Source organism: Cutibacterium sp. LaCa_89 (assembly GCF_058177555.1).
This window is the reverse complement of sequence record NZ_CP190889.1, coordinates 1,693,648-1,717,393: the sequence shown is the minus strand read 5'-3', so window position 1 is coordinate 1,717,393 and position 23,746 is coordinate 1,693,648. Positions and strand designations below refer to the sequence as shown.

Below are 23,746 nucleotides of genomic sequence, written 5' to 3'. Positions count from 1 at the left end.
CTCGTTGCGATAGACGTGACGAGACGGGGCGTAGCGTAGTGGCTAGCGCGCCTGCTTTGGGAGCAGGAGACCGCAGGTTCGAGTCCTGTCGCCCCGACCGCCTCGTGTTCAGTCGAAGTGCGGCTGTGCGCGGAATGTGATGCCACAACGGTGAGGAAAAATGAACAGCCTCGGACTGCATCCAGCGCGTCCTGAGTGATGCTCCTTCGTGTAAGCTTATAGCTACGTCGTGTCTGCAAGGACACCTGATGCCATTGCAGTCAAAGGTCATGCTGGTACGCGGCAAGCCATTCCGGGTGTCTACCAGTATCAGCGTTGGTGGAGGGGGTAGGCGCCACGGGCAGGGATTGGGCACCTGGGTACTCCCACGGAGGTTCTCCGGCGAGTCGTGGTGATGGTATCCCATCTCCACAGCAGGCGTGGGGCCTTGACCCTTGGTTGTGGACACGTGGAATCCAGCATGGGCTGGAGGAAGCGAGATGATCATCACCATGGCCAGGAAGAACTACTCGATGGAGTTTCGTCAGCAGGCCGTTGACTTGTACGAGACCACGCCCGGTGCGACGTTGAAGCAGATCGCTGGGGAGTTGGGGGTCTCCCGTGGGACCCTGTCGTTGTGGGTCAAGGACTTGGGCAACGGTGTCCGCACCAGCGACGGACCGACCCCAGCCACGCCCCCTTCCGGTGAGTCACCAGTAGCGAGGATCGCCCGGCTGGAGGCCGAGAATGCCCGGTTGCGGGCGGACAAGGCCAGGGTGGAGACCGAACGGGACATCCTGCGCAAGGCGGCCAAGTATTTCGCCGGGGAGACGAGCTGGTGAACCGCTTCCAGTTCGTCGCCGACCACCAGACCACCTACCAGGTGAAGCGGTTGTGCCAGGTGTTGGAGCTGTCCCGCTCCTCGTTCTATGCCTGGCAGAAAGCCGGCCCGGCCCGTCAGCAGCGCGCTGAGGACGACGCTGTCCTGGCTGCACGGATCCGACGGGTCCAGGACCCGAAAGCTGGTGGGGACCCGGCCTACGGGGCACCGCGGGTGACCGTCGAACTGAACGACGGCGCCGCCCGCGAGGATCGTGTCAACCACAAGCGCGTCGCCAGGGTGATGCGTGCCCACCAGCTGGCGGGGACCCGGCTGCGTCGCAGGGTTCGCACCACGGTCCCGGAACCGGCTGATGAGAAGTTCGGTGACCTGCTGCAGCGGGACTTCACCTCCGAGAAGCCGAACCAGCGTTACGTCGGTGACATCACCTACCTTCCGCTGGCCGGTGGCGGGAACCTCTATCTGGCCACCGTGATCGACTGCTACTCCCGAAAACTGGCCGGCTGGGCGGTCGCGGACCACATGCGCACCGAACTGGTCGAAGACGCGCTGAAAGCCGCCTGCGCGCAGCGCGGCAGTCTCCGGGGTGCGATCTTCCACAGTGACCATGGGTCGGTCTACACCTCGAAGGCCTACGCCAAACTCTGCAAGGGTCTCGGGGTGACCCAGTCGATGGGGGCCGTGGGGACCAGCGCCGACAACAGTCTGGCCGAGTCGTTCAACGCCACCCTCAAACGCGAACTCCTTGCCGGGCAGGCCACGTTCGCTGGGCCTGAATTGTGTCGCCGTCAGGTCTTTCGCTGGGTCACCCGCTACAACACTCGCCGTCGCCATTCCTGGTGCGGCTACCTGTCCCCGAACACCTATGAGGCCCGCCGGGCCGCTACGCTGCCAACCGCAGCGTAATCAACCACCACCGTGTCCACGATCCGGGGCGAAGGCCCGTGGATCGTCCCGGTCCGCTGTGTGCTTGCCACGACGATACGGGCGACAACAACATCCAAGACTGGTCGTTGTGGTCAACGGAACGGGGCAGGCAAGGTCAATCAGGCCAGTGGTCGATGGGTCGAAGTATGATCAAAGGTACGAACGTGGTGAGGGACTTCATGGCGCGCCACCCGTGGTGGTGTGCTCTCGTTGTCTCTGCCATGGTTCTCATACCGAGAGCGGGAATATGGTTAGCTGCTGGGTTTTGGCTCGCGATCATTGGTAATCGTATTGGGAGCAAGAATGTATTGCCTGCCGCAAGGGTGGCTGTCAAGGTAGATTCTTTGGGGCCTTCGACGAATTATTACGTCGGGGACAGAGTTACACGGTACGATGTTTTCGGGATGTGCTATTACACAGTTCCCCGATCGATTGTTGGATTAACAACGTTATGCGTTGAGCGTGAACCTCGGAATAGTCACGACCACAACGCTCTCAAGGTAAGCATAAATGGTCATCAGATCGGTTACATGTCGGTATGGGCCGCCGCCGAAATAGCTCCAGAATGGGATGCCCTCGGTGTGACGTCAATGGAGGTTCACGGACGCGTCATGAGCACCCTCGGCGCTTATGTCGAGGTGCCGACGAATGATGCCCTCCGTGCGGCGCTGTCACGACAAGGTACGGACCAGGGCCGACGCCCCATCCTGCTGAGGGGTCACGCATTGTCATTACCGTCGGCATCGGTGATGGCTCGCACACAAGTGCCAGTTCACCCGTGGGGGCCATGTACCCGTAGCCGTAAGCTGGTGGTGACGAAGAAATCCAAAGCTGGCATTTCTCGAGTCTGTCAGTCTTATGGTCAGAACGGTAAGCATGACAAGGCTCGGCTGGATGATCTCGACGCCCACATAAGGCTGACCGTGAATCACAAACTTGCCGTTTTCATCGACGATGTCCAAGTTGGAATGGTCCCAGATGAAGTGAGGGAATCGTATCTCAATGTGGTCGAGGCTCTTGACTCCTCGGATCGATGCTTGTCAGTTCCGGCATCGATCTGGATGACGTATCAGCGCGGTTTTCGAGCCGGAGCGAGCATCGCATTGCCGCTACCCGATGAGATTGCGACCCCCGTCGGAATGCCACAGGGGCCAGTCGCAGTCTTGCCGCGGGGTCGTAAGGTGCAGGTGACCCGAGAAGAGGACCACATGGAGGCACTGTCGGGCCTACTTGACGGCGAGCATTCCGTGCCAGTGGTGGCAGAACTTGAATCCTGCATAAAACAACTCAAGACGACTCAGAAAACAGTGGTTGGCGTCAAGGTGTGCGGTGAGATGGTGGGCTTGTTGTCAACCCAGACGAGTCAGCACTTTCTTCCGGTCGTCGAAGTGTGCGAGGACGCAGGAATTGCGTTGGTCTGTCACGGCAGGGTCACCGGTAACCAGCTGAAAGTCGATCTCGTCCTCGAGGCTGCCAAAGGCAGCGAATTACCTCCAGAGTGGGTCGACGACAACGTACATGGGCACGCCAACAAGCCCGTCGGAGAAGCGGGAGCTCCGGTGTCTTCGCCATACCGGTGAATCCATCCATCAGGTGAATTCATGCTGAGCGTCTCGCCGGGACTCTGATCGGCCACGGCAGCTCATGGCAATGCGAGAATGTCTCGAGTTCACTGTTCGGAGCAGCCATTGACCGGTATTCCAAGGCTCGAGCGTTCTCATGATGTGCTGGGCATCCCAGCCGAAACGGAGGCGCTCAGCAACGGGCTGGGCTGATCGGACCAACTCACGACAAGCTCATCGCGGGCCCGCGATGCCGCGACGTACAGCAGTGACCGTTCCCGGAGCAGAGCTTGGTCTTTCTCGTCCTGATCGAAGTCGTAAGCCTTGATCCCCATCGGGATGGACCGTGAGGACATTCCAAAGAGGAACACCCTGCTGAACTCCATGCCCTTGGCACGGTGCATCGTCGTGACGATCGGTGTCCCGGGCCGTATTGAGCCATGATCAAAAGCTCGGGTCTGTACTCCCCGTTCATGCAGTGCATCGACGACTCGATCGCGTTGTGACCGGTCTCTCACCAGTACTGCCGTGGTCTCGGGTTGTTCGCCCCTCGCCCATTGTCCGACGACCTGGGCCAGGACGTTGAACTCCTCGGTGATTGTGCCACACGGGTGGGTGGAAACCTCAGGTCCGCGTCGAGCCGACCGGTACTGCGTTAGCTCGTCGTCGCCACCATCCAGGTCTACGTAGGACCCGCCCTTGAGCACCTTGGCCGACCAGCGAAGTATCTGCGCCGTGGTGCGGTAATTGAGGGTGAGCCGCCGCGAACGACCTCTCGTCATGATGTCGTAGCGCGACAGCACCAACCGGTGCCCGTAAATGCGCTGGTGAGAGTCCTCAGCGATGAAGATGTCATTCGGCCCCTCGGGCACCAGTGACCGGATGAGCCTCCAGTGGGCCGGGGCGAGGTCCTGGCCCTCATCGACAAGGACATGATCGGCGACGTCACGATGGCTGGTGAGGTACTGCCCGGCAATAGCTGCCGCCTCGGCGAACGAGATGGTGCCATCCATACGAGATCTCTCGCGATACGCATTCACCAGCTGCCACACCTCATCACGATCGCGACGATTGAGTCGGAAACCTCGCCCGGGGCGTCGCACCCGCAGATACTCTTCCTGCGTCGTGATGAGATTCGGCAAGACAATGTGCTCGTACTCGGTCTCGAGCAGTCGGTGGTGAGCCAGCCGCTCGGGTACGGTGCCGCGAGCCTGATTAACGGCGTCGCGCCACAGCCGCGACGGCGTGCGCCCGGTCAGATCAGTGCGGGGGGCTCCGAGGACGGCCCTGACTGCCCCAGCGCGGACGCTCGCGGCAGGGTCGGATCAAGTGACTTCAGGGTCTCCGACAGTTCATTGGCGAGGTTCGTCGTGAAAGTCGTGACGACGATGCGGGCATCGGGGTTCTCGCGAGCCAGCGATGCAGCCCGGTGAAGGATGACAACAGTCTTGCCGGTTCCGGCCCCGCCGCCCAACCGAAACGGCCCGTTCCACCGGCCGTTGACGAATCGATGCTGTGTCGGATGCAGGAACACTCGCCACGCCCCGAAGTCTCCGTCCTCGATGACCCGTCGCAGCTCGTCCTTACCCTCAATCATGGCGAATTCCATGGCCGCCGCAGGGCTGCGCAGACTATTGAGCAGCGCGGCGTCAGACTCGCGAGACACGTCCTTGTGGGGCGCCGGTTCCTGTTCTGCCTCGGACTCTTCCGGCGGCTCGAGCAGCTCCTCGCGCACCTGGTCTGGCGTCTTGCCGGTGGCCAGATCGATGAGTGCGGCCCCCTGCCACCCACTCAGCGGCGCGGCCATGTCGAGTATGGCGTCTTCGCTGGTGAGAGTGAGTGCGGCATCGACGAGGTTGGCGTCGAGCCCGAGGGACAGCATGTCTGCCCGATCAGCGGTGATGATGGGAGAGGATCCTTGGACGGGGCTCGTCAGGGGGCGCTGACGTATGGCTTGCTGACACTCGTAGTGTCGGCGTCGCTGGACGGTTCAGCCTCTTTGATCTCAGGGATTCCGTTGAGAGGGTTGATGGCGAGTTCGACGCGCGAGGCCACGTTGTAGGCCTGGTCGTGGTTGTAAATGCCCTCGAGGACATAGTGGTTACGCCCCTCACCGGTGATCTTGAACAGCACGGCGCGGTACTGGTTGTCGACGCGGCCGGTCCGTACTCTGCTGTCGCGGCAGTTTTTCACCTTCTCGACATTCAGGCCGGGCATCGCGTCATCGGCGGCGAGTTTGGCCAGGAAGGTGTACGTCTTCGCCTTGAGGAATCCGTCGAGCTTGTTCGCCTGCTTCGACATGACGATCGTCGACTCAGCCATGGTGTCCTTCCCCCGACTCCACGTTTTCCAACGCCGCGGTGATGTCGTGTGCTGTTGCCTGCACCAGTGTCCATCCGTCCTTGGCCAGTAGTTCCTCGTCGCCGGATTCCGGTTCGAAGATGACTGCTATACCCTCCTCGGGCCATGACAGGTCAAGCATGATGCCCTCGGAACCGATCTCCTTGCCGGCCACCGGTTCAGCTACCCCGTGCGCCGCGAGATCCTGCAACAGATCGGAATGCTCGGGTGAGGGGTCGAGGATCTCGAAGACGGCGGGCCAGGGGACGTGTGCAATGTCGATCGCCGGCGTGGTGACGGCCGTCTCCTGCCCACTCGGCTGCTGCGGTGTGGCACAGCCGAGGATGACCGTCTGGTCCGATGCATCGCGCAGCATGAGTGCGTTGCTCAGCGCAAGCCACCGACGCCACGCGTCCAAGAAATCGGACTCGTTGGCGGCGTCGTCGTCGAGAACAACGCAGATGTCGCTGGCCGGTGGGAAGCTGACCGGTCGTAGTCGGGTCCGAATGCTCAAGAGGCTGTCCTCACTCCACCAGATGCGCGTATCCTCAGGCGTGTGTTGCGGCTACCGGGGTCGCTTCTCGCGGATCCAGCGGTGGTGTCCAGGTGTTCGTAGAACGTCGCCGTGGTGCCACGGACGAGGTCTGACAAGCCCTGAACCGTCACGAGCTGTCCGTCGTCGGTCTGCTCAACAGTGCTGACGAGCCACTCCTCGTCACACACTTGGACGACGGAACCTGGCGCGACGGTGATCGTCATGGTCAACTCCATCCTCGTGATTGCTACCGCCCGTCTCGGCGCCAATGACGACGCGTCCGTCGCCGATCGGGCGGACTCGATCACTCGTTGCGCTGGCAGACACCGTCGTGACGGTATCTGCATGCGAACGATATACGACGAGCGTTCACCCCTTGTCCAAGGGTCACTCCGCTGAGTGGTCACTGAGGGGTCGTGAGCTGATCCTGATTCTTGCCTGCGGGCAGTGACGTGAACAGGGCCACCATGAGCCCGACGAGGCCGACAGAAAGGCCAATGTGCCCGAGGCCGGCGATGCCGGAGATGGCAGGGGAGACGTCGGTATGTCCGTTAACTTGCATGATGCCGTGGACGACGAGCATGGTGATCGTCACCACCAGGCCAAGGTTGAATCCCCAGAAATACGTGGCGAAGGCGCCGCGGTGCTGCGACAGGGTGAACGCGCGTTCCAAGAGGAGCACGATGAGGGTGAGTATGAACCCCAGCGCAAGGCTGTGGGTGTGTACCACCTTGAGCTGGGTCCAGCCGGTGAAGTCGTGGGCCTTGGTGAACTCACGGTAGAACACTCCGCCGACCAGACCGATGACCAACCAGGTGGTCGCGCAGGTGGCAAGCTTCTTCAATGGTGTCATGAGGCCATCACATCATGGGAATGAGTTGTGGACATGGTCCGAAAGGTTGATATCTGGGTGACGAGCGGACGGGTTCAGGACGTTCCGACGTACCGTGCCACGACGGATGTGACGTCAACGGTCAATCCATGTATGCTGTCGGGGTCCCGTTGGGGACATGCGGATGTAGCTCAATGGTAGAGCCCCAGTCTTCCAAACTGGCTACGCGGGTTCGATTCCCGTCATCCGCTCGCTGATCGCCCCCGAGCCGTCTGGCACGGGGCGAATTTCTTTTATCAGCACGAGGCTCCCCGCATCAGCTCCATGACGACCTGATGGCTGCGTTCCAGGCTCGGCAGCGGCAGAAATTCGCATCGGGAATGGAAATTGTGGGCGCCGGTGAAGAAATTCGGGGTGAAGATGCCTTGGGTGGACAGCCAGGAGCCGTCGGTCCCACCACGCATTGACCGGTGGATGGGCTCGACTCCCACGGCCGACATGGCGTCGAGCAATCGTTGGGCAGCGATCGCGTTGTCGGGGGTCTTGGAGTCCTCGAGATTGGCATAGACGTCCTCGAAGGTGACGTCGATCCGCGCCCGAGGATGAGCTGCGCGCACTTGCTCGACGACATGTCGAATCTCGTCCTTGCGCTCCTCGAAACGGGCACGGTCGTGGTCACGGATGTTCAGATCAACTGTCGTCGCCGACTGGTCGCCGTGGATGGCATCGACCCAGATGTAGCCCTCGCGGTCCTTGGTGCACTCCGGAGTCTGGGCCGGGTCGAACCTCCCGATGAGGTCGTGGGCAACGAGGATCGGATTGACCAGAACGCCAAATGCGCTCATCGGATGGGCTGCAACTCCCTCGATCACCACCGTCGCGTAGGCGGCGTTGAAGGTGGCCTCGACCACCTCACCGAGCTCGCAGCAGTCCAGGGTGTACGCCCAGTCGACCGGGAATCGCTCGAGGTCCATCGTCCGTACTCCGCGCAGTCCGATCTCCTCATCGGGTACGAAGGAGAGGTACACCTCCGGATGGGGGCGCGAATCGGCCATCAATGTGACGACAGCCTCCATCACCGACGCCACGCCAGCCTTGTCGTCGGCCCCCAGCACGCTGGTTCCGTCGGTCACAAGGATGCGTTGGCCCACGTAGGCGTCGATCTCTGGGTGTTCCTCACGGCGGATCCACTGGTCACCACCCAGGTGGATGTCCCCACCGGTGTGTTCGATGATCCGGGCGTGGACGTCTGGGCTGAGGCCTGAGTCAGCGGTGTCAAGGTGGGTGCAAAAGCCGATTGTCGGCGCCTTCGTGCCATCAGGCAGGGTCGATGGGATCCGTGCCGTCAGCACGCAGGTGTCGCTGAGATGAATGTTCTCGACGCCGGCTTCCTCGAGTTCCATGGCCAGCAACTGCGCAAATTCCCACTGCCCCTGCGAGGAGGGAACAACGGTGGCGGAGGCGTCACTCTGACTGGATATTGCGCTGTAGCGCAGGAAACGAGTGGCGAGAGCGTCCTGGAGTTCGATGGATGCAGTGGTCACGGCGGGCTTCCTCTCATGGACGAATGCACGGACGAATCATCATCGGGATCATTCCAGAATCTGCGTGCGGCCGAGGGGAATAGTCGGCATGGGCGTGGTGACACTGGAAAAACGCGGGTAGCGGACCATCAGATCACCTCGAAGGCGTCTCATTGGCTCGCATGCCACCACATCGCTAGAATCGGATGGAATGTGTGTTCCCTGAAACGGGGACGACAGAATCGGAACCACAGGAGAAACTTCGTGCCCAGCACCCTTGAGAAGCTCAGCACCAACCGTGTGAAGCTCACGATCGAGATGCCCTTCGATGAACTGAAGCCCAGCCTTGACAAGGCCTACAAGGACATTGCCGACCAGGTGAACGTCCCCGGCTTCCGTAAGGGAAAGGTGCCGGCTCCGGTCATCGACCAGCGTTTCGGCCGTGGCGTCGTCCTTCAGGAGGCCATCAACGACGCGCTGCCCGCCGCTTACGGCAAGGCCGTCGAGGAGAATAAGGTCGTTCCCCTTGGTCAGCCCGAGATCGAGGTGACCAAGCTGGAGGACGGTGAGGTCGTTGAGTTCACCGCGGAGGTGGACGTCCGTCCTGAGTTCGACCTGCCTGATCTCTCCGCCATCTCCGTCGAGGTGCCCGCCGTCGAGGTGCCTGACGAGGACGTCGACGAGCGCGTCGAGACCCTGCGCCAGCGTTTCGCCACCAACACTGAAGTCGAGCGCGCTGCCGCCAAGGATGACCTCGTTACCATCGACTTGGCTGGCACCCGCGACGGTGAGGCCCTGGAGGACGCCACCGCTTCCGGCGTCACTTACAAGGTCGGCTCTGAGGGCATGCTCGAGGGACTCGACGAGGCGGTCACCGGTCTGAAGGCCGGCGAGTCCGCCGACTTCCACTCCACTCTCGTCGGTGGCCCGCTGCGCGGCCAGGAGGCCGACATCAAGGTCACCGTCACCAAGGTCTGCGAGCAGGAGCTCCCGGCCGTTGACGACGACTTCGCCCAGCTCGTCAGCCAGTTCGACACCGTCGACGAGATGCGTGCCGACCTGCGCACCGCCCTCGAGAACATGGCCCGTCTGGACCAGGCTGCCGACGCTCGTGACAAGGTCCTCGAGGAAGTTATCTCCAAGATTGACATCGAGCTGCCGACCGCCCTCGTCGACGCCGAGCTTGAGGCCCGTCGTCAGCAGGTCAGCCAGCAGCTGACCCAGGCTGGCATGACGGTCGAGGAGTACCTCGAGGAGTCCGAGGAGGAGGCCGACAACGCCGACGACTTCTGGGCTGAGATCGAGAAGCGCTCCCTCGACGCCCTCAAGGCTCAGGTCGTCCTCGACAAGATGGCTGACGACGACGAGATCGGCGTCGAGCAGAATGAGCTGACCGAACTGCTCTTCCGCAAGGCTCAGCAGAACGGAACCTCCCCTGAGGAGGAGGCCCAGCACATGATGCAGCACAACCACCTGCCAGACTGGATGCAGGAGATCCGTCGTGGCAAGGCTCTGGCCTCGATGGTCGGTACTGCCACCGTCAAGGATTCGAAGGGTGAGGCCCTCGAGCTCGACCGCATCCAGCCCGACGGCACCATTGCCGACAAGCCGGCGGAGACCGAGAACTCCGACGAGGAGGCCGAAGGCAAGACTGAGGCTTCCGCCGAGGAGGCCAAGGCCGAGAAGAAGCCCACTGCCAAGAAGCCCGCTGCGAAGAAGGCTCCGGCCAAGAAGCCCGCTGCCAAGAAGACGACCTCCAAGAAGGCCGCCGATAAGGACAAGGCTGACGAGAAGCCTGCTGCCAAGAAGCCGGCCGCCAAGAAGTCGACTGCGGCCAAGTCGACCAAGTCGGCTGCCAAGGAGGACAAGTCTGAGTGACGATCCGGGACGGCAGTCCCCTAGGATCGACATGATCCGTTGATGACCGGCGTCGTGCGGGTTTTCCGCGCGGCGCCGGCTTCATGTCAACCTGAGGAAGTCCGATGAGCAAACGCCCCTCACGCACCCCACGGCCTCGACGCCGGATCTCCGTTGCTCCCGCCACCCGTCAGTTGCGCAATGTGCGCCAGATGGTGGCCGACGACATCGCGGTGGCCCGCGCTGTCGAGCGCGGCGAGGTCGAGACCGACGAAGCAACGCTCGAGGAGCGGCCGACTCATGGCGCGACGAGTGCCAAGATGGCTGCTGAGTCCGGTCTTCAGCCTCAGCCCAAGGACGAGGAGAAGGCCAAGGCTGCGTCCAGCAAGCACGGCTTGCCCAAGGTTACGATCGTCCTTCTCACCCTGGCCGCAGCGTGGCTCGGGCTGAGCTTCCTCCACGAACTCTCCAGCGTCATTGCGCCGCTGTTCTTCGCCCTGAACCTGCTCATCACGGCATACCCGATCCACACCTGGCTCGTGAAGCACAAGTGCCCGAGGTGGATTTCCGCCACATCAGCCGGCACCGTCGTCGTCATCGTGTTGGCAGCGGGAATGGCTGGAATGGTGTGGTCGGTCGCGGCCATGATCAACCAGCTGCAGAGCTACATCCCGCAGATGGAGAAGACCTACACCCAGCTGTTGAACTGGTCGACGCAGCTCGGCTACTCCCAAGAGGTCATCACCGAGAAACTCAAGAAGATTGATCCTCAGCAGGTGATGTCGGTCGTGACATCCTTGGCCTCGGACACCACGAGTGTGGTGACGATGATCGTCGTCATCCTGACGGGCATGATCTTCATGGTCATGGACACCCCGCAGATGCACGATCGTCTTCGTCTGGCTGGTAAGCGGAAACCCGACGTCGTCATCGCCCTCGAGTCCTTTGCCAGCGGTATTCGCAAGTACTGGCTCGTCACGACGGTGTTCGGTCTCATCGTTGCGCTCTTCGACTGGGCGGCCCTGCTCATCATTGGTGTCCCTCTTGCCGGGGTGTGGGCGTTGTTCAGCTTCCTGACGAACTACATCCCGAACATCGGCTTCATCATCGGTGTCATCCCGCCGGCCCTGCTGGCTCTCTTCGGCGACGGTTGGGTTGCGGCACTTGCTGTGATCATCGCTTATTCCGTGCTCAACTTCGTCATCCAGTCCATCATTCAGCCGAAGTTCGCGGGTGACGCCGTCGGCCTGACTCCGACGATGTCCTTTGTCTCCCTGTTGTTGTGGGGCTGGGTCTTCGGTGCGCTGGGAACCCTCATCGCTCTACCGTGTTCGCTGCTCGTCAAGGCGACCCTCATCGACCACGACCCGGGCGCCCGGTGGGCCAATGCTCTCATCTCCTCCCGACCTACTGAGGGCCTTGAGGATAACCCGGATGAGGAGCATGCCGACCTCGTCGAGGACCGCTGAAGGCGAAAGCTCCTGGAACTGTCGTTCCCACAAGGTAGGTTCAGAATCGTGAACCACAACACTTCGATCACTTCCCAGGGCATGCCCGCCATGGCTGGCCCCGAGACCGGCGGTGCCGGGATGACCGACAACGTCTACCAGTCGTTGCTGCGCAACCGCATCGTCTTCCTCGGGTCCGAGGTCAAGGACGAGAATGCCAACGCGCTGTGCGCCCAGATGTTGCTGCTCAACGCCGAGGATCCCGAGGCTGACATCTACCTGTACATCAACTCCCCGGGTGGCTCGGTCACCGGCGGAATGGCGATCTACGACACCATGCAGTGGATCTCCAACGATGTCGCCACGGTGACGATGGGTATGGCTGCCTCGATGGGCCAGTTCCTGCTGACTGCCGGTACCCCCGGCAAGAGGTACGCCCTGCCGCATGCCAAGATCCTCATGCATCAGCCTTTGGGTGGCGTCGGTGGTACCGCCACGGAGATCGCCATCAACGCCAAGATGCTCAAGGACACCAAGCGGGAGCTCTCCCAGCTCAATGCCGACCACTCCGGCCACACCTTGGAGCAGATCCTCGAGGACTCCGACCGTGACCATTGGTTCACCGCTCAGGAGGCTCTTGAGTACGGGCTCATCGACCACGTCTACAGCAACGCGTCGCAGCTCCGCGGCGACGCCCCCAATCAGTGAGGTGACCATGGGATTCAACGCCTTTGACAGGAGTCGGCTGGCCGCCTTGAACGCCGAGCAGGCCGAGCAGGCTGCTCCTGGTGGGCTGGCCCCGGCAAGTCCGCGCAACGACTACTACATCCCGCAGTGGGAGGAGCGCACCTCCTACGGCGTGCGTCGTGTCGACCCGTACACCAAGCTGTTCGAGGACCGCATCATCTTTCTCGGCACCCCGGTGACCGACGACATCGCCAATGCCGTGATGGCTCAGCTGCTGTGCCTGCAGTCGATGGATGCCGATCGCCAGATCAGCATGTACATCAACTCGCCCGGTGGCTCCTTCACCGCGATGACGGCGATCTACGACACCATGAATTACGTGCGTCCCGATGTTCAGACGATCTGTCTGGGCATGGCAGCCTCGGCTGCGGCCGTGTTGCTGGCTGCGGGGGCGAAGGGGCAGCGTCTGTCCCTGCCGAACTCGACCATTCTCATCCATCAGCCGGCGATGGGTCAGGCCACCTATGGCCAGGCCACCGACATCGAGATCCTGGACGACGAGATTCAGCGCATCCGCAAGCTCATGGAGGGCATGTTGGCTGATGCGACCGGTCAGAGCGTCGAGCAGGTGTCCAAGGACATCGACCGCGACAAGTACCTGACCGCCCAGGGCGCCAAGGAGTACGGCCTGATCGACGACGTCCTCACCTCTCTGTGAGGTCGCCGGACTAGTTCTCGTCCGGCGTGTGGTGGCCCTCGAGTCTCGAGGGCCACTGCAGGGTTCCTTGTCGTCACCCAACACGGGAGGCGACAACGACGGGGTAGATACCGTCCACGGCTATGGTGGACGGCGCACACCTCGGGGAACGAACGCCCGGAGGGACGTGACGATGTTGGCCTGCCGACAAGGAGGAGAGCCGGATGGCGCGGATTGGTGAGAGCGGGGACCTCTTCAAGTGTTCCTTCTGCGGAAAGAGCCAGAAGCAGGTCAAGAAGCTCATCGCTGGCCCCGGGGTCTACATCTGTGATGAGTGCATCGATCTGTGCAACGAGATCATCGAGGAGGAGTTCTGCTCCTCTGAGGAGGTCGGTGGCCTCGACGAGTTGCCCCGTCCTCGTGAACTGTGTGAGTTCCTTGATGCGTGGGTGATTGGGCAGGAGGAGGCTAAGCGCACCCTCTCGGTGGCTGTCTACAACCATTACAAGCGAATTCAGTCCGAGGTCGACGTGCCGCACGCCCGCCGCGCCGAGGACGATGGGGTGGAGCTCGGCAAGTCGAATATCCTCATGCTCGGGCCGACGGGTTGCGGCAAGACCTATCTCGCCCAGACGATGGCTCGTCAGCTCAACGTTCCCTTCGCGATGGCTGATGCCACGGCTCTGACCGAGGCCGGCTACGTCGGTGAGGACGTCGAGAACATCCTGCTCAAACTGCTCCAGGCCGCTGACTTCGACGTCAAGCGTGCCGAGCGGGGAATCATCTACATCGACGAGATCGACAAGGTGGCTCGCAAGTCGGAGAACCCGTCGATCACTCGTGACGTCTCTGGTGAAGGAGTCCAGCAGGCTCTGCTGAAGATCCTCGAGGGGACGGTCGCCTCGGTGCCGCCCCAGGGCGGACGCAAGCATCCCCAGCAGGACTTCATCCAGATCGACACCACCAACATCCTCTTCATCGTGGGCGGCGCCTTCGCTGGTCTGGAAGACATCATCACGAAGCGGATCGGTACTCGTCCGCTCGGGTTCAACAACGATCCAGGAGTTCGCGACGCCATCGAAGGACCGGAGGCCTTGAGCCTGGCCTGCCCGGAGGACCTTCACGAGTTCGGGCTCATCCCGGAGTTCATCGGTCGTCTGCCCATGGTCACGGCCGTTCATCCGCTGGATCGCCACGCCTTGGTGCGTATCCTCACTGAACCGCGCAACGCCCTGACCCGTCAGTTCGAGAAGCTCTTCGAACTCGACGGCGTCGAGTTGACCTTCACTGACAGAGCCCTGGAAGCCATCGCCGACAAGGCCGTGGCCCGGGGGACCGGTGCTCGCGGTCTGCGAGCCATCATCGAGGAGACCCTCATGGACGTCATGTTCGACGTACCCTCCCGTGATGACGTCGCCCGTGTTGTCGTGACCCGCGAAGCCATCGAGGGGGAGGGGAAGTGCCAGTACCTGTCCTCACCGAGCTTGGCGCACGGGCGAGGACGGTTGTCGGCCTGACCTCAGTGCTCGTCGAGAACTTCGGCAAGCAGCTTGTCAGCCCGTTTCTGCAGGTTCGAGACGGACTTGCGGCGTTCCTTGCCGCGTTGCACCTTAACCAGCGGAATGCGGGATGCGATGTCGTTGGCCTCGTCGCGCCATTCCTGGGCCTTGGAGCTGGGCGAGCGGTCGGCATACTCCAGCACGCGATCCACGGTGAGCTGAACCCGTCCCAGCGCTGTCTTCGAGGTCGCCGACTTACGGGCCTTGTCGTAGCCTGATTTCGCCCATGCCTCGGCACGGCCGTCCGTGTTGATGGAATCCCACAGATCCTTGGCCAGCGGTGTTCCGGCGGCCATGGCCGTCTTGACGAGCTTCGACTTCGCGGACTTTCGCGTACCTGCCATGGGGTTACTCCTCCTGTTGCTCTCCTGACAAGACGGTACCCTGACACCTATGGCAACCGGATATCTGCGATACCCCGATGTCCACGGTGACCTCGTGGTTTTCACTGCTGACAACGACTTGTGGTTGGTCCCCGTCCTTGGAGGACGGGCAAGTCGGCTCACCAGCGATCACGTCATGGTCCGTAATCCTCGTTTCAGTCCGAACGGCACGAAGATTGCGTGGACCTCTTACCTGGGTCAGCGACCCGAAGTCTTCGTCATCGACCTGGCCACGGGCGACCAGCGTCGGCTGACCTGGCTGGGAGCTGCTCGCAACCTCGTGGTGGGATGGCAGGACGACGAGCACGTGGTGTTCTCGTCTCCGCATCAGACTAATGACGTCGGTCTGTCCTGGCTGTACACGGTCTCTCTGGACGGCCACGTCGAGCGTCTTGGATACGGGCCAGGAATGGACCTGGCCGTGAACGCGGACGGTGCTGTCGCCGTCGTCACCCCGAACTCCGGAGACTGCTCGCGCTGGAAGCGCTATCGGGGTGGCACGGCCGCCCAGATCTGGCTGCGTCCTGCTGGGGTGGGCAGCTTCCTGCGCGTGCTGCGGGACGGCAACGACGACCACGACGGTCGATACGCCGCCGCTGGACGTTACGGCGTTGGCTGGGTCGACGGTCGACTCCTCTTCAGTTCCGACATGAGTGAAGACGACTGCCCGCGCGCCCAGGCCCAGCTCTGGTCGGTCGACGGTCAGGGCCATGACCTGCGTCAGCACACCCATCACGGCGAGGATCAGGGTTACGTTCGCGACCCTCGTACTGATGGAAGGACGATCGTCTACCACGCTCACGGTGCGCTCTGGGCAATGACTGGCCTCGACGCCGAGCCTCAGCGTCTCGAGATCGATCTTGGTGTTGGAGCACCCCAGCGTGTTCCACTGGACCCCACCGACCGTCTGGAGGCCGTCGTCTCCGACCACGGCGGCGACGGATCCCTGCTGGAGTGGCGGGGAGCTGCCTACTTCCTCACCCACCGCTCCGGCCCGGCTCGAGCCCTTTCGGCAGCAGACGGGGTCAGGATCCGTGAACCGCGCGTTCTTGGCCAGACTGGTCAGGGGGTGTGGGCCAGCGACGTCGAGGGAGAGGACTGCCTCGAGATCGCCAATCTCGACGGCACCGGCGATGTCCATCGCGTGGCGCAGGGACAGATCGGTCGTGTACTGCACATGGCACCAGCCCCCGATGGTACGAAGGTCGCCCTCGTCAGCCATGACGGTCGCATCCTCATCGTCACCATGGCCGACGGTGCCGTCCGCCAGATTGCGAATTCCCCGGAGGGTGAGGCCAGCGGTCTGGTGTGGTCCCCGGACTCGCGCTATCTGGTGTGGCGTTCACCGGTTGCCTCCGGAGACGCCATGATCGGTCAGATTCGTTGCTGGGACGAACAGGGGATGGGGGAGTCCTTCGCCCTCACTCGCGGTGCCTTCGACGACTCATGCCCGGTCTTCACCGCCGACGGCAAGTACCTCGTCATGCTGTCGGCCCGCACCTTTGACCCGAACTACGACGGCCAGACCTTCGACCTGTCCTTCGGACACACGCAGCGTCCGTGGTTGGTTCCGCTGAGCGCCACCGAGGTGTCCCCCTTCGGTCCGTCCTCCCAGGGATGGCAGATCAGCGAGGTCCAGGACGCCAAGGCCAAGGCCACCGCTGAGGCTGGCAATGACGGCGACAAGACTCCCGAGGTCGTCTGCAACCTCACCGCTGATGGCTTCGAGGAGAGGATGGTGCCCTTCCCGGTGCCCTCGGGCTCCTATCGCGGACTGGCAGCGGTCAAGGATGGCCTGGTCTGGATCGAGATTGCCGATCGTGGTGGCGAACTCGGAGCTACTCGTGCCGGTGTCAGCGGGGAAGTCCCCAGCGACGTGTTGTGGCACTACAACCTCGTCAACCGTCATCTCGACAAGCTCTGCGAGCACGTCGACTCCTACTCGGTCTCCGGTGACGGGGAGCGTCTGGTGGTGCGTTACAAGGATGACGTCATCGTCGTTCCCTCCTCCCACAAGGTGGACGACGACGACCCGGCGTACATTCGCGTCGACCTGTCCCGGCTGCGTCGAACCATTGATCCGCGTGCCGAATGGCGTCAGATGTTCGACGAGAATGGCCGCCTGATGGCCAGCCACTACTGGCGTGAGGACATGAACGGCGTCGACTGGGACGGCGTGCTGAATCGGTACCGTCCGCTCGTTGATCTGTGCCATGTCGTCGACGACCTCCACGACATCCTGTGGGAGACCGTCGCGGAGCTCAACACCTCGCACTCCTACGTCTCTGCAGCGGGGGCTTCCGGTGATCCCGACATGCGTGCGGGTCTGCTGGGCGCTGATGTCAGCAGCGAAGGCGATGGGGCCAAGGTCGTTCGCGTCGTTCCCGGTGAGTCCTCGGACCCGCGCGCCTGGTCCCCGTTGCGGGCGGCTGGGGTCGCAGTGGCCGACGGTGACGTCGTCGTCGCGGTGGACGGCCGCAAGGTTGGCGTCGACGGCACCCTTGGCGAGCTCCTGGAGGGATCCGCCGGACGGGTCGTCGAGCTGACGATGTGCCGGGGCGAGGACCAGCGGCAGGTCGCCGTCGTGCCGATGGCCGACGAGGCCCCGCTGCGCTACCACGACTGGGTGGCGTCTCGTCGCCGCTATGTCGAGGAACACTCGGGCGGACGGCTCGGTTACCTGCACGTGCCGGACATGGTGTCCGACGGCTGGGCCGAGCTGCACCGTCAGATCAACGAGGCGACCAGCCATGAGGGCGTCATCGCCGACGTGAGGTTCAACCACGGTGGCCACACCTCCCAGCTGGTCGTCGAGAGGCTGGCTCGCAAGGTCGTCGGATGGGACTTCAGCCGTTGGTGCGAGAGTCCTACCACTTATCCGCAGAACGCGGTGCGCGGACCGATCGTCATGGTCACCAACCAGTGGGCGGGCTCCGACGGCGACATCGTCTCGGCCGTCACCCAGGCCATGGGGTACGCCACCGTCGTCGGGGAACGCTCCTGGGGAGGTGTCGTCGGGATCGATGGACGATTCGACCTCGTCGACGGCACCTCGGTGACCCAGCCGCGGTACGCCGGGTGGTATGGCGACTACGGGTGGGGCGTGGAGAACCACGGCGTTGACCCTGACATCGAGGCCGTCGTCTCGCCGGAGGATTGGGAGTCCGACCGCGACATCCAGCTCGACGCCGCCATCGACGTCTGCCTGTCCGAGCTGGGAGAGCATCCTGCCGCCACGGCGCCTGCGTTCCCGGCCCCGGTCTTCGGTCAGCCGCGGCAGGACTGACGCGCTCACGGGATCCTTCCGACGTCGGGGTCGTAGGAGCCTGCGGACGAATCACGTCAAGCGCCAATGAGAAGACCGACGGGCGAGGCCCGAAGACCCCGCCCGTCGGCTCACCTCGCTCGGTGCGTCTTAGCGTCGGGGCAAATGCACCACTGCGACCGAAGTCAGCAGGACCACCGCAGCCAGGGGCAGGCTGGCGTGGTCACCGGAGGCACCCGTGTGCGGCAGCGTGTCCGGCCTGCCGGCGGGGTGCCGCGGCACCTTCGGACGACCGGATTCGCCCGGGTGCCTCGTGGCCTCGGGGCGATCCCACGTTCCCGGGTGGCTGGGTGATGCCGAGTCACTCGGCTTGGCCGACGTCGGAGCCGTCGTGGGTGCCACTGTCGGAGTCGGGGTCACGGTGGGCACGGGTGTCACGGTCGGGGCCACCGGCCCCGAGCAGCTCGCCGAGAGCCGAATCTCCCCGGCTCCGCCGAACTGCGCCCCGTTCTGCGAGGAGGTCTCCACGAGCTTGACGAACGGACCGGGCACCGGCTTGGTGAACTCGACCACCTGCGGCGTCGTCACGTCGGCGAAGTCACCCGAGGCCACCGGGTCGCCCCACGTCTTGGCATCGCGGGAGGCGAACACCTGATACCCCTTGGCCCGGCCATTGGCGGCGTTCTGCCGCGCCGTGTATTCCAGCGCGTTGATCTGACAGGTCGTCCCCGTGGTGAGCGAGGCGGTCGGCCGGATGACGATGGAGTGCGGGTAGCTGTCGACGGTCGGGTCCCACTGGGTGTGCCAGTAGGTCGACGGATCGCCGTCGATGGCGGCTGCCGCCGGGCCGTTCGGTGCCGGCTCGGCGTCCCCGGTCTGCTCCGAGCTCGCCTCGACGAGCGTGAGGTCCGACCCACCGATCGGGTCCACGAGCGGGAAGTGCTCAGGGTCGATCGGGATTGACTCGGTGCTTTTCCCGGCCTTGCCAGCCAGGGTCCATGTCGCCTTGACCACGAGATTGCCGGGGTCCGCATTCCGCGGCACCTTGACCGTCCACGATGCGATGGCGTCATGCCCGGTCGAGACGTTCGAGGCTGCCGTGGTCACAGGCGTCACCGTCCATCCCCGCGGGCCAGTGAGGGCCAGACGCACGTCGGTCGCGGAGCCCTGCGACAGGGCCAGCGATCCGGTGACAGTGAGCTCGCGCATCGTCGGATCGGACGACGTCACCGCCTTCGAGGAGACCGAGAGGACCGGCTTCGCACCGAGGTCATCGACCCGGAACCGGTCGATGACCAGGTCACCCTGCACCTTGCTGCCCTGCTTGACGACCCCGAGGAAGGCGTTGTCACTGGCGGTGAACTCGGTGCTGAAGACCTTCGTCCCCGAGCCGGTGGTCCTCCCCGAGTGCCACCCGGCGCCGCGAGCCCGGGTGATCGGCACGGTACGGTCGGTGGTCGCCTTCCACGTCCCGCCGGTGGCCGAGTCGTGTCCGACGACCAGCGAGTAGTCGTCGTCGTAGGCGGTCTGGTAGTCGAAGCTCACCCGATAGGTGTGGCCCTTGGCCAGTGGGACGAGGCTCTGGGTGGTGCGCAGGATGAGTCCGCCATTCTCCTGGTGTGCCATGAGCGACCAGTGGCCGTCCAGGACGTTGTCGAGGTACTTCTGGCCCTGCGTGGCCGTGCGTGCCGAATCGTCGACGAGACCGTACCAACCCGACTGTGAGTACGGGGCGTGTCTTTCGGCGAGCTGGGTGCGAGCGTCGCCGCTCGCATTCGCCGACCCCGTGACGAACGGCCCGTAGCCGTCGTCGATGTGCTCGAAGTCCTCGTAGACGACGGTCGAGGCAGCTGGTGCCGGATCCTTGGGAATCGTGGTGGGGACGACGCGCAGGTCGTCGACAGAGACGATCGCCGAGCCCTCGCCCGCACGCACCGTGAGGGTCGCGGGCGCCCCGTTCGTGGAGAAGCGTACCGGCACCCGCTGGAAGTACGTGCCGACCTTCTCGTCGGAGGCGGTCGCGTTGGGCGCCGTTGAGGCGCCGATCGACGTCACCGCCTCACCCTTGCGCCCGCCCTGGTGACCGGCAGGAGCGATATCAGACCCGGACACCGACACCTCGACGTGACGTGTGGCACCCGGCTGGACCTGTACCCACGCCCAGGCGCTGTACGTCCCGGCAGGCAACGTGAGCTGTTGGGCCAGAGAGGACGCCCCGGTGCCGAGCTCAGCCTGGAAGTTGCCCCGGTCAGACTTCGTCACGTGGACCGACCCGCTCGTCCGGTAGGCCTTCGTCGTTCCCGAGAAGAACCCGGGATCGGCGATGTGACTGCCGGCTCCCCAGTTCGGGGTGGCGGCTTCCGGGACGGCCGAGGTCGGGTACAGGACGTACGCCGTGTCCGCCTCGGTGGCCGGTAGGGTGACCTTGCCGTCCGAGACGGGCAGGTCGGCGATCTTGACCCGGCCGGTGTCGGTGAGCTTGAACAGCGTGAGGCTGGACTGCGAGGCCCAGGCCTTCGTCAGCTGCCAAGTGGTGGCCTTGCCCGACGGGTTCCAGGAGTACAGCCGGTTCGAGCCGCCGTCCTTCCACGGCAGCAGATAGGTGCCGTCGTGGTAGACGACCGCCCCGTCAGTCGTGATCGTGCGGTCGGTGGGTATGGTCCGCCCGTCGATGGAATCCAGCGGTGAGGTGGCGACGGTGCCGTCAGCCAGCTTCACCTCGTGGTTGGACCAGCCCACGATGGGCGAGCGCTGCATGAACTTCGTCGGCAGGTTGCGCTGCCAAACATTGGCGATGAAGGCGTTGTAGTCGTTGTGGCCCGTCCAGCCCTCGAACTCGACGACGTTGGTGTTGCCGAGCATGGGGTCGGGATTCCACGTGTCACGGTAGGAGTTCTCGACGAACCGGATGAGCTGGGAGTTGAGGCCCTTGTTGTTGGACCCGCCGTAGTTCTCGTCATTGGCCCAGTGCGACCAGGTGCTCGAGCGGGGCATGGCGTCGGCCCACTCGGAGCCCTGACGCCACCCCTGCTTGGCCACCTCGGCCGCGAACCGGTCACCCTGCCAGCCGCGCGGGTAGTAGACGTCCCAGTACAGCCAGTTGAGGTTGCTGTCGGCCGGGAAGTCCTTGCGCAATTGCGTGAGCCGCTGGAGGACGGCACCGGTGGCCAGGTCCTTGGGGCTGTTCATGTAGTACGCCTGGTTCATCCAGCCCCAGGCTTTCTGCGGGGGCATCTGCAGCAGGTCGGGCCCGAAGGCCTTGGCCTCGGAGTACGACTCGGTGGCGTTGACGTGGATGCCGAAGGTGGCGTTCCACGACTTGCCCTGGTTCACCAGGGTGCGCAGGTCGGTGAGGCCGCCGGCCTTGCCGTTGTAATGGCCGGCGTAGTCGCCTTGGGCCGAGTCGTGCCCCTCGGCCTGGTAGCCCTTGAGCAGGACCTGCTGGCCGAGCCCGTCGGTGGCCAGGGAGATCCGCTTGACGTCGTCGAGGGTTCGCAGGAACGGGTGGGTCGCCTGGGAGACGATGTTGAACGGAATGTGCGCGATGACGTCGTTCGGCACATCGGCGGCCCCGACGATCGGCGCGAGGATGTGCCGGGTGGCGATGGCGCCGTCCTGCCAGTCGACGGTGCCGTCGGCATTGGCGTCGGCGGTGAGCCGGACCTGGATGGTGGGGTCGTCGTCGGGGCCGATCCCGGACCCGTCGTCATGGGTCGTCACCGCACCCGAGCGGTAGGTCCACTGGGCGGGGGAGACGGAGGCCACCGTCGTACCGGAGACATCCTTGACGGTGTGGACGAAGCGTGCGGTCGTGCCACCACCGTGAGGCACGGTGTTGTCGCCGATGGCGTTGGTCTCGAAGCCTGCTGCCAAGGTGGAGCTGTTGACCGTGACCATCCACGCGCTGCCGGTTCCGGGGCTCGCCTTCGCCACGTCGATGACTTTGTCACCGGAGGTGTCGCGGCTCACCGAGATTCCGGCGGCGAGGATCCGGGACTTCGCGTCGGCGCCGGTGAGGCTCACGAGGTCGAGACCGGGGATGGCGATGCGATGCACGAGCTTGCCGGGGTCGACGATGTCGGTGAGCTTGTACGTGAGGGTGCCCTCGGCGACTGAGACGACCGCTGTGAGGTGGACGCCGCGCAGTCCCGGTACGGTGACCGGATAACTCGCCGAGTGCTTGTCGGCCGAGACAGTGGGTGCGCTGACCTTGACCTTCTGAACCTTTCCGTCGATGGTCATGGACGACAGCGCGCCGCCGTATCGGCCGACGAGGGTCCGACCGGCCAGGGAGTAGTCGATGACCTGGGGGAAGTCGGGTCGTAGACGCACCGACAGGGTGCCGTCACCGATCGACAGTGTCCCCTTGGGCACCTGGGGGGTGAGCGACGCCGCGGGGGTGGTCGGCGTCGCCGAGGAGGTCGAGGCGGTGAAGGCGTTGAACTCGGCGAGGGAGGCGACCTGTTCGGTGGGGGACGTGTCCGCCGAGCCGCTCGCTCCGCCCCAGGATGAGTCGTACTGCACCTTGACGCAGGTCGCCTTGGCCGGGTTGTCGAGGACGATCGACCGCACCTGGGCCTTGTTGGCGACGAGGCCGTCGAACTGGCCGGAGGTCACTGGGGAGGCGGTGCCGAAGGAGTCCTTGGTGCACTGCGGGGTGTTGACGGCGAACAGCTTGTACTCGTGGACGCGCCCCGACCCGTTCGACGATTGTCGCGGCGTGAGGTCGACCCTGGCCAGGTCGACCGCCTTGTCGGCGAGTTTGATGACGAACCAGTGCGGCGTCGGGGCCACCGTGTCCTTCCACTGGGTGTGCCAGTACGTCGAGTCGTCCCCGTCGAGCACGAGTCCGATCGGGCCGTTGGCGCCCTCACCGCTGTTCTCGACCGAGTCGGCCGCGACAGCGGTCATTGACGACTGGTCGATCCGCGTGTACTGAGGCGCACCCATGGCCGGAGCTGTCGTGATGGCGACGGCGGCGACCATGCCCACCGAGACCACGCCGGCGCCCAGCGCTCTCCTTCGTCGTGACTGTGACATCAGTGTCCTTCCCTCTGGTGGCGACGAGCGCATCGATGCGAGTCGTCCGAGGACAGTCTATGAACACGTGTACAACACGTGCGCAGAGGGTGAGGAAGTCACTCATGGGAAGTGCTCACGCTGAGAACGCTCACCGGCAATGTGCCTGCTCGAGGGCCGCGTATAGCGCACACCACCGACGTACTCCGGTCACCTGCGTGACCGGAGTACGGCATTGTGCCGGAGGGTTCTTCTGACGACGGCGAGGACCGCAGGAGCCCGCGGACGACGC

General features: G+C 63.9%; 13 protein-coding genes, 2 tRNA genes and 2 pseudogenes. 10 read left to right on the top strand and 7 right to left on the bottom strand.

Annotated features, from left to right (window positions below; translation table 11 throughout):
- Positions 1-24 precede the first annotated feature (24 nt).
- The 3 genes from ACP8LP_RS07935 to ACP8LP_RS07925 all read left to right on the top strand — a co-directional run bounded on the left by ACP8LP_RS07935 (position 25) and on the right by ACP8LP_RS07925 (position 3,327).
- Positions 25-97, top strand: a tRNA-Pro gene (locus ACP8LP_RS07935).
- A gap of 394 nt (positions 98-491) precedes the next feature.
- Positions 492-1,726, top strand: a protein-coding gene (locus ACP8LP_RS07930) for an IS3 family transposase (RefSeq protein ID WP_147612108.1) whose coding sequence is annotated in 2 segments (ribosomal slippage) — positions 492-801 and positions 801-1,726 — 1,236 coding nt in all. Because the reading frame shifts where the segments join, the coding sequence is not laid out codon by codon here.
- A 167-nt stretch (positions 1,727-1,893) separates the two neighbouring features.
- Entirely contained in the window at positions 1,894-3,327 is a 1,434-nt protein-coding gene (locus ACP8LP_RS07925; protein WP_334338650.1) for an HIRAN domain-containing protein, read from the top strand.
- 137 nt (positions 3,328-3,464) lie between these two features.
- Here the strand turns inward: ACP8LP_RS07925 and ACP8LP_RS07920 are convergent.
- The 4 genes and pseudogenes from ACP8LP_RS07920 to ACP8LP_RS07905 all read right to left on the bottom strand — a co-directional run bounded on the left by ACP8LP_RS07920 (position 3,465) and on the right by ACP8LP_RS07905 (position 7,037).
- Positions 3,465-5,631, bottom strand: a pseudogene (locus ACP8LP_RS07920) (3'-5' exonuclease).
- Complete coding sequence (locus ACP8LP_RS07915) at positions 5,624-6,163, bottom strand: hypothetical protein (protein WP_484483076.1); 540 nt, start codon at positions 6,161-6,163, stop codon at positions 5,624-5,626. Before ACP8LP_RS07915 ends, ACP8LP_RS07920 begins: the two are co-directional and overlap by 8 nt.
- A 49-nt stretch (positions 6,164-6,212) precedes the next feature.
- Positions 6,213-6,408 (bottom strand): annotated as a pseudogene (locus tag ACP8LP_RS07910) (DEAD/DEAH box helicase); the annotation flags it as partial.
- 179 nt (positions 6,409-6,587) lie between these two features.
- Positions 6,588-7,037 (bottom strand): DUF2871 domain-containing protein, encoded by a 450-nt coding sequence (locus tag ACP8LP_RS07905; RefSeq protein WP_334338649.1) that lies wholly within the window; start codon positions 7,035-7,037, stop codon positions 6,588-6,590.
- 159 nt (positions 7,038-7,196) lie between these two features.
- Between ACP8LP_RS07905 and ACP8LP_RS07900 the strand changes: the two genes are divergently transcribed.
- Positions 7,197-7,267 (top strand) — tRNA-Gly (locus tag ACP8LP_RS07900).
- A 45-nt stretch (positions 7,268-7,312) separates the two neighbouring features.
- Here the strand turns inward: ACP8LP_RS07900 and ACP8LP_RS07895 are convergent.
- Positions 7,313-8,560, bottom strand: a complete 1,248-nt coding sequence (locus tag ACP8LP_RS07895; protein WP_063280087.1) for a peptidase T — start codon at positions 8,558-8,560, stop codon at positions 7,313-7,315.
- A 243-nt stretch (positions 8,561-8,803) separates the two neighbouring features.
- On the opposite strand from ACP8LP_RS07895, the gene tig reads away from it, so the two are divergent.
- From tig to clpX, 5 genes are all read left to right on the top strand, one after another.
- Complete coding sequence (gene tig / locus ACP8LP_RS07890; RefSeq protein WP_202725596.1) at positions 8,804-10,417, top strand: trigger factor; 1,614 nt, start codon at positions 8,804-8,806, stop codon at positions 10,415-10,417.
- A gap of 191 nt (positions 10,418-10,608) precedes the next feature.
- Positions 10,609-11,865: an AI-2E family transporter gene (locus ACP8LP_RS07885; RefSeq protein WP_036976114.1), complete on the top strand. Its 1,257-nt coding sequence runs from the start codon at positions 10,609-10,611 to the stop codon at positions 11,863-11,865.
- Positions 11,866-11,946: 81 nt separating this feature from the next.
- Positions 11,947-12,552, top strand: coding sequence for a ClpP family protease (locus tag ACP8LP_RS07880; protein ID WP_002516946.1), 606 nt, complete (start codon positions 11,947-11,949; stop codon positions 12,550-12,552).
- Between the two features lie 7 nt (positions 12,553-12,559).
- Entirely contained in the window at positions 12,560-13,249 is a 690-nt protein-coding gene (locus ACP8LP_RS07875) for an ATP-dependent Clp protease proteolytic subunit (protein WP_016665810.1), read from the top strand.
- 203 nt (positions 13,250-13,452) lie between these two features.
- Positions 13,453-14,745 (top strand): ATP-dependent Clp protease ATP-binding subunit ClpX, encoded by a 1,293-nt coding sequence (gene clpX, locus ACP8LP_RS07870; RefSeq protein ID WP_334338646.1) that lies wholly within the window; start codon positions 13,453-13,455, stop codon positions 14,743-14,745.
- Positions 14,746-14,747: 2 nt separating this feature from the next.
- Here clpX and ACP8LP_RS07865 read toward each other — a convergent pair whose 3' ends face one another.
- Positions 14,748-15,131: a hypothetical protein gene (locus tag ACP8LP_RS07865; protein ID WP_334338671.1), complete on the bottom strand. Its 384-nt coding sequence runs from the start codon at positions 15,129-15,131 to the stop codon at positions 14,748-14,750.
- A gap of 49 nt (positions 15,132-15,180) precedes the next feature.
- On the opposite strand from ACP8LP_RS07865, the gene ACP8LP_RS07860 reads away from it, so the two are divergent.
- A complete protein-coding gene (locus ACP8LP_RS07860; RefSeq protein ID WP_334338645.1) occupies positions 15,181-18,456 on the top strand; it encodes a S41 family peptidase in 3,276 nt (1,091 codons plus the stop codon).
- A gap of 129 nt (positions 18,457-18,585) precedes the next feature.
- Here ACP8LP_RS07860 and ACP8LP_RS07855 read toward each other — a convergent pair whose 3' ends face one another.
- Positions 18,586-23,475, bottom strand: a complete 4,890-nt coding sequence (locus ACP8LP_RS07855) for an endo-alpha-N-acetylgalactosaminidase family protein (protein WP_484483075.1) — start codon at positions 23,473-23,475, stop codon at positions 18,586-18,588.
- Positions 23,476-23,746 lie beyond the last annotated feature (271 nt).

Bases quoted from the DNA above. Each gene is read 5' to 3' on its own strand.
- ACP8LP_RS07925 (WP_334338650.1), top strand. From the start codon at position 1,894: ATGATCAAAGGTACGAACGTGGTGAGGGACTTCATGGCGCGCCACCCG.
- ACP8LP_RS07905 (WP_334338649.1), bottom strand. From the start codon at position 7,037: ATGACACCATTGAAGAAGCTTGCCACCTGCGCGACCACCTGGTTGGTC.
- ACP8LP_RS07885 (WP_036976114.1), top strand. From the start codon at position 10,609: ATGGTGGCCGACGACATCGCGGTGGCCCGCGCTGTCGAGCGCGGCGAG.
- ACP8LP_RS07880 (WP_002516946.1), top strand. From the start codon at position 11,947: ATGCCCGCCATGGCTGGCCCCGAGACCGGCGGTGCCGGGATGACCGAC.
- ACP8LP_RS07875 (WP_016665810.1), top strand. From the start codon at position 12,560: ATGGGATTCAACGCCTTTGACAGGAGTCGGCTGGCCGCCTTGAACGCC.
- clpX (WP_334338646.1), top strand. From the start codon at position 13,453: ATGGCGCGGATTGGTGAGAGCGGGGACCTCTTCAAGTGTTCCTTCTGC.
- ACP8LP_RS07865 (WP_334338671.1), bottom strand. From the start codon at position 15,131: ATGGCAGGTACGCGAAAGTCCGCGAAGTCGAAGCTCGTCAAGACGGCC.
- ACP8LP_RS07860 (WP_334338645.1), top strand. From the start codon at position 15,181: ATGGCAACCGGATATCTGCGATACCCCGATGTCCACGGTGACCTCGTG.
- ACP8LP_RS07855 (WP_484483075.1), bottom strand. From the start codon at position 23,475: ATGTCACAGTCACGACGAAGGAGAGCGCTGGGCGCCGGCGTGGTCTCG.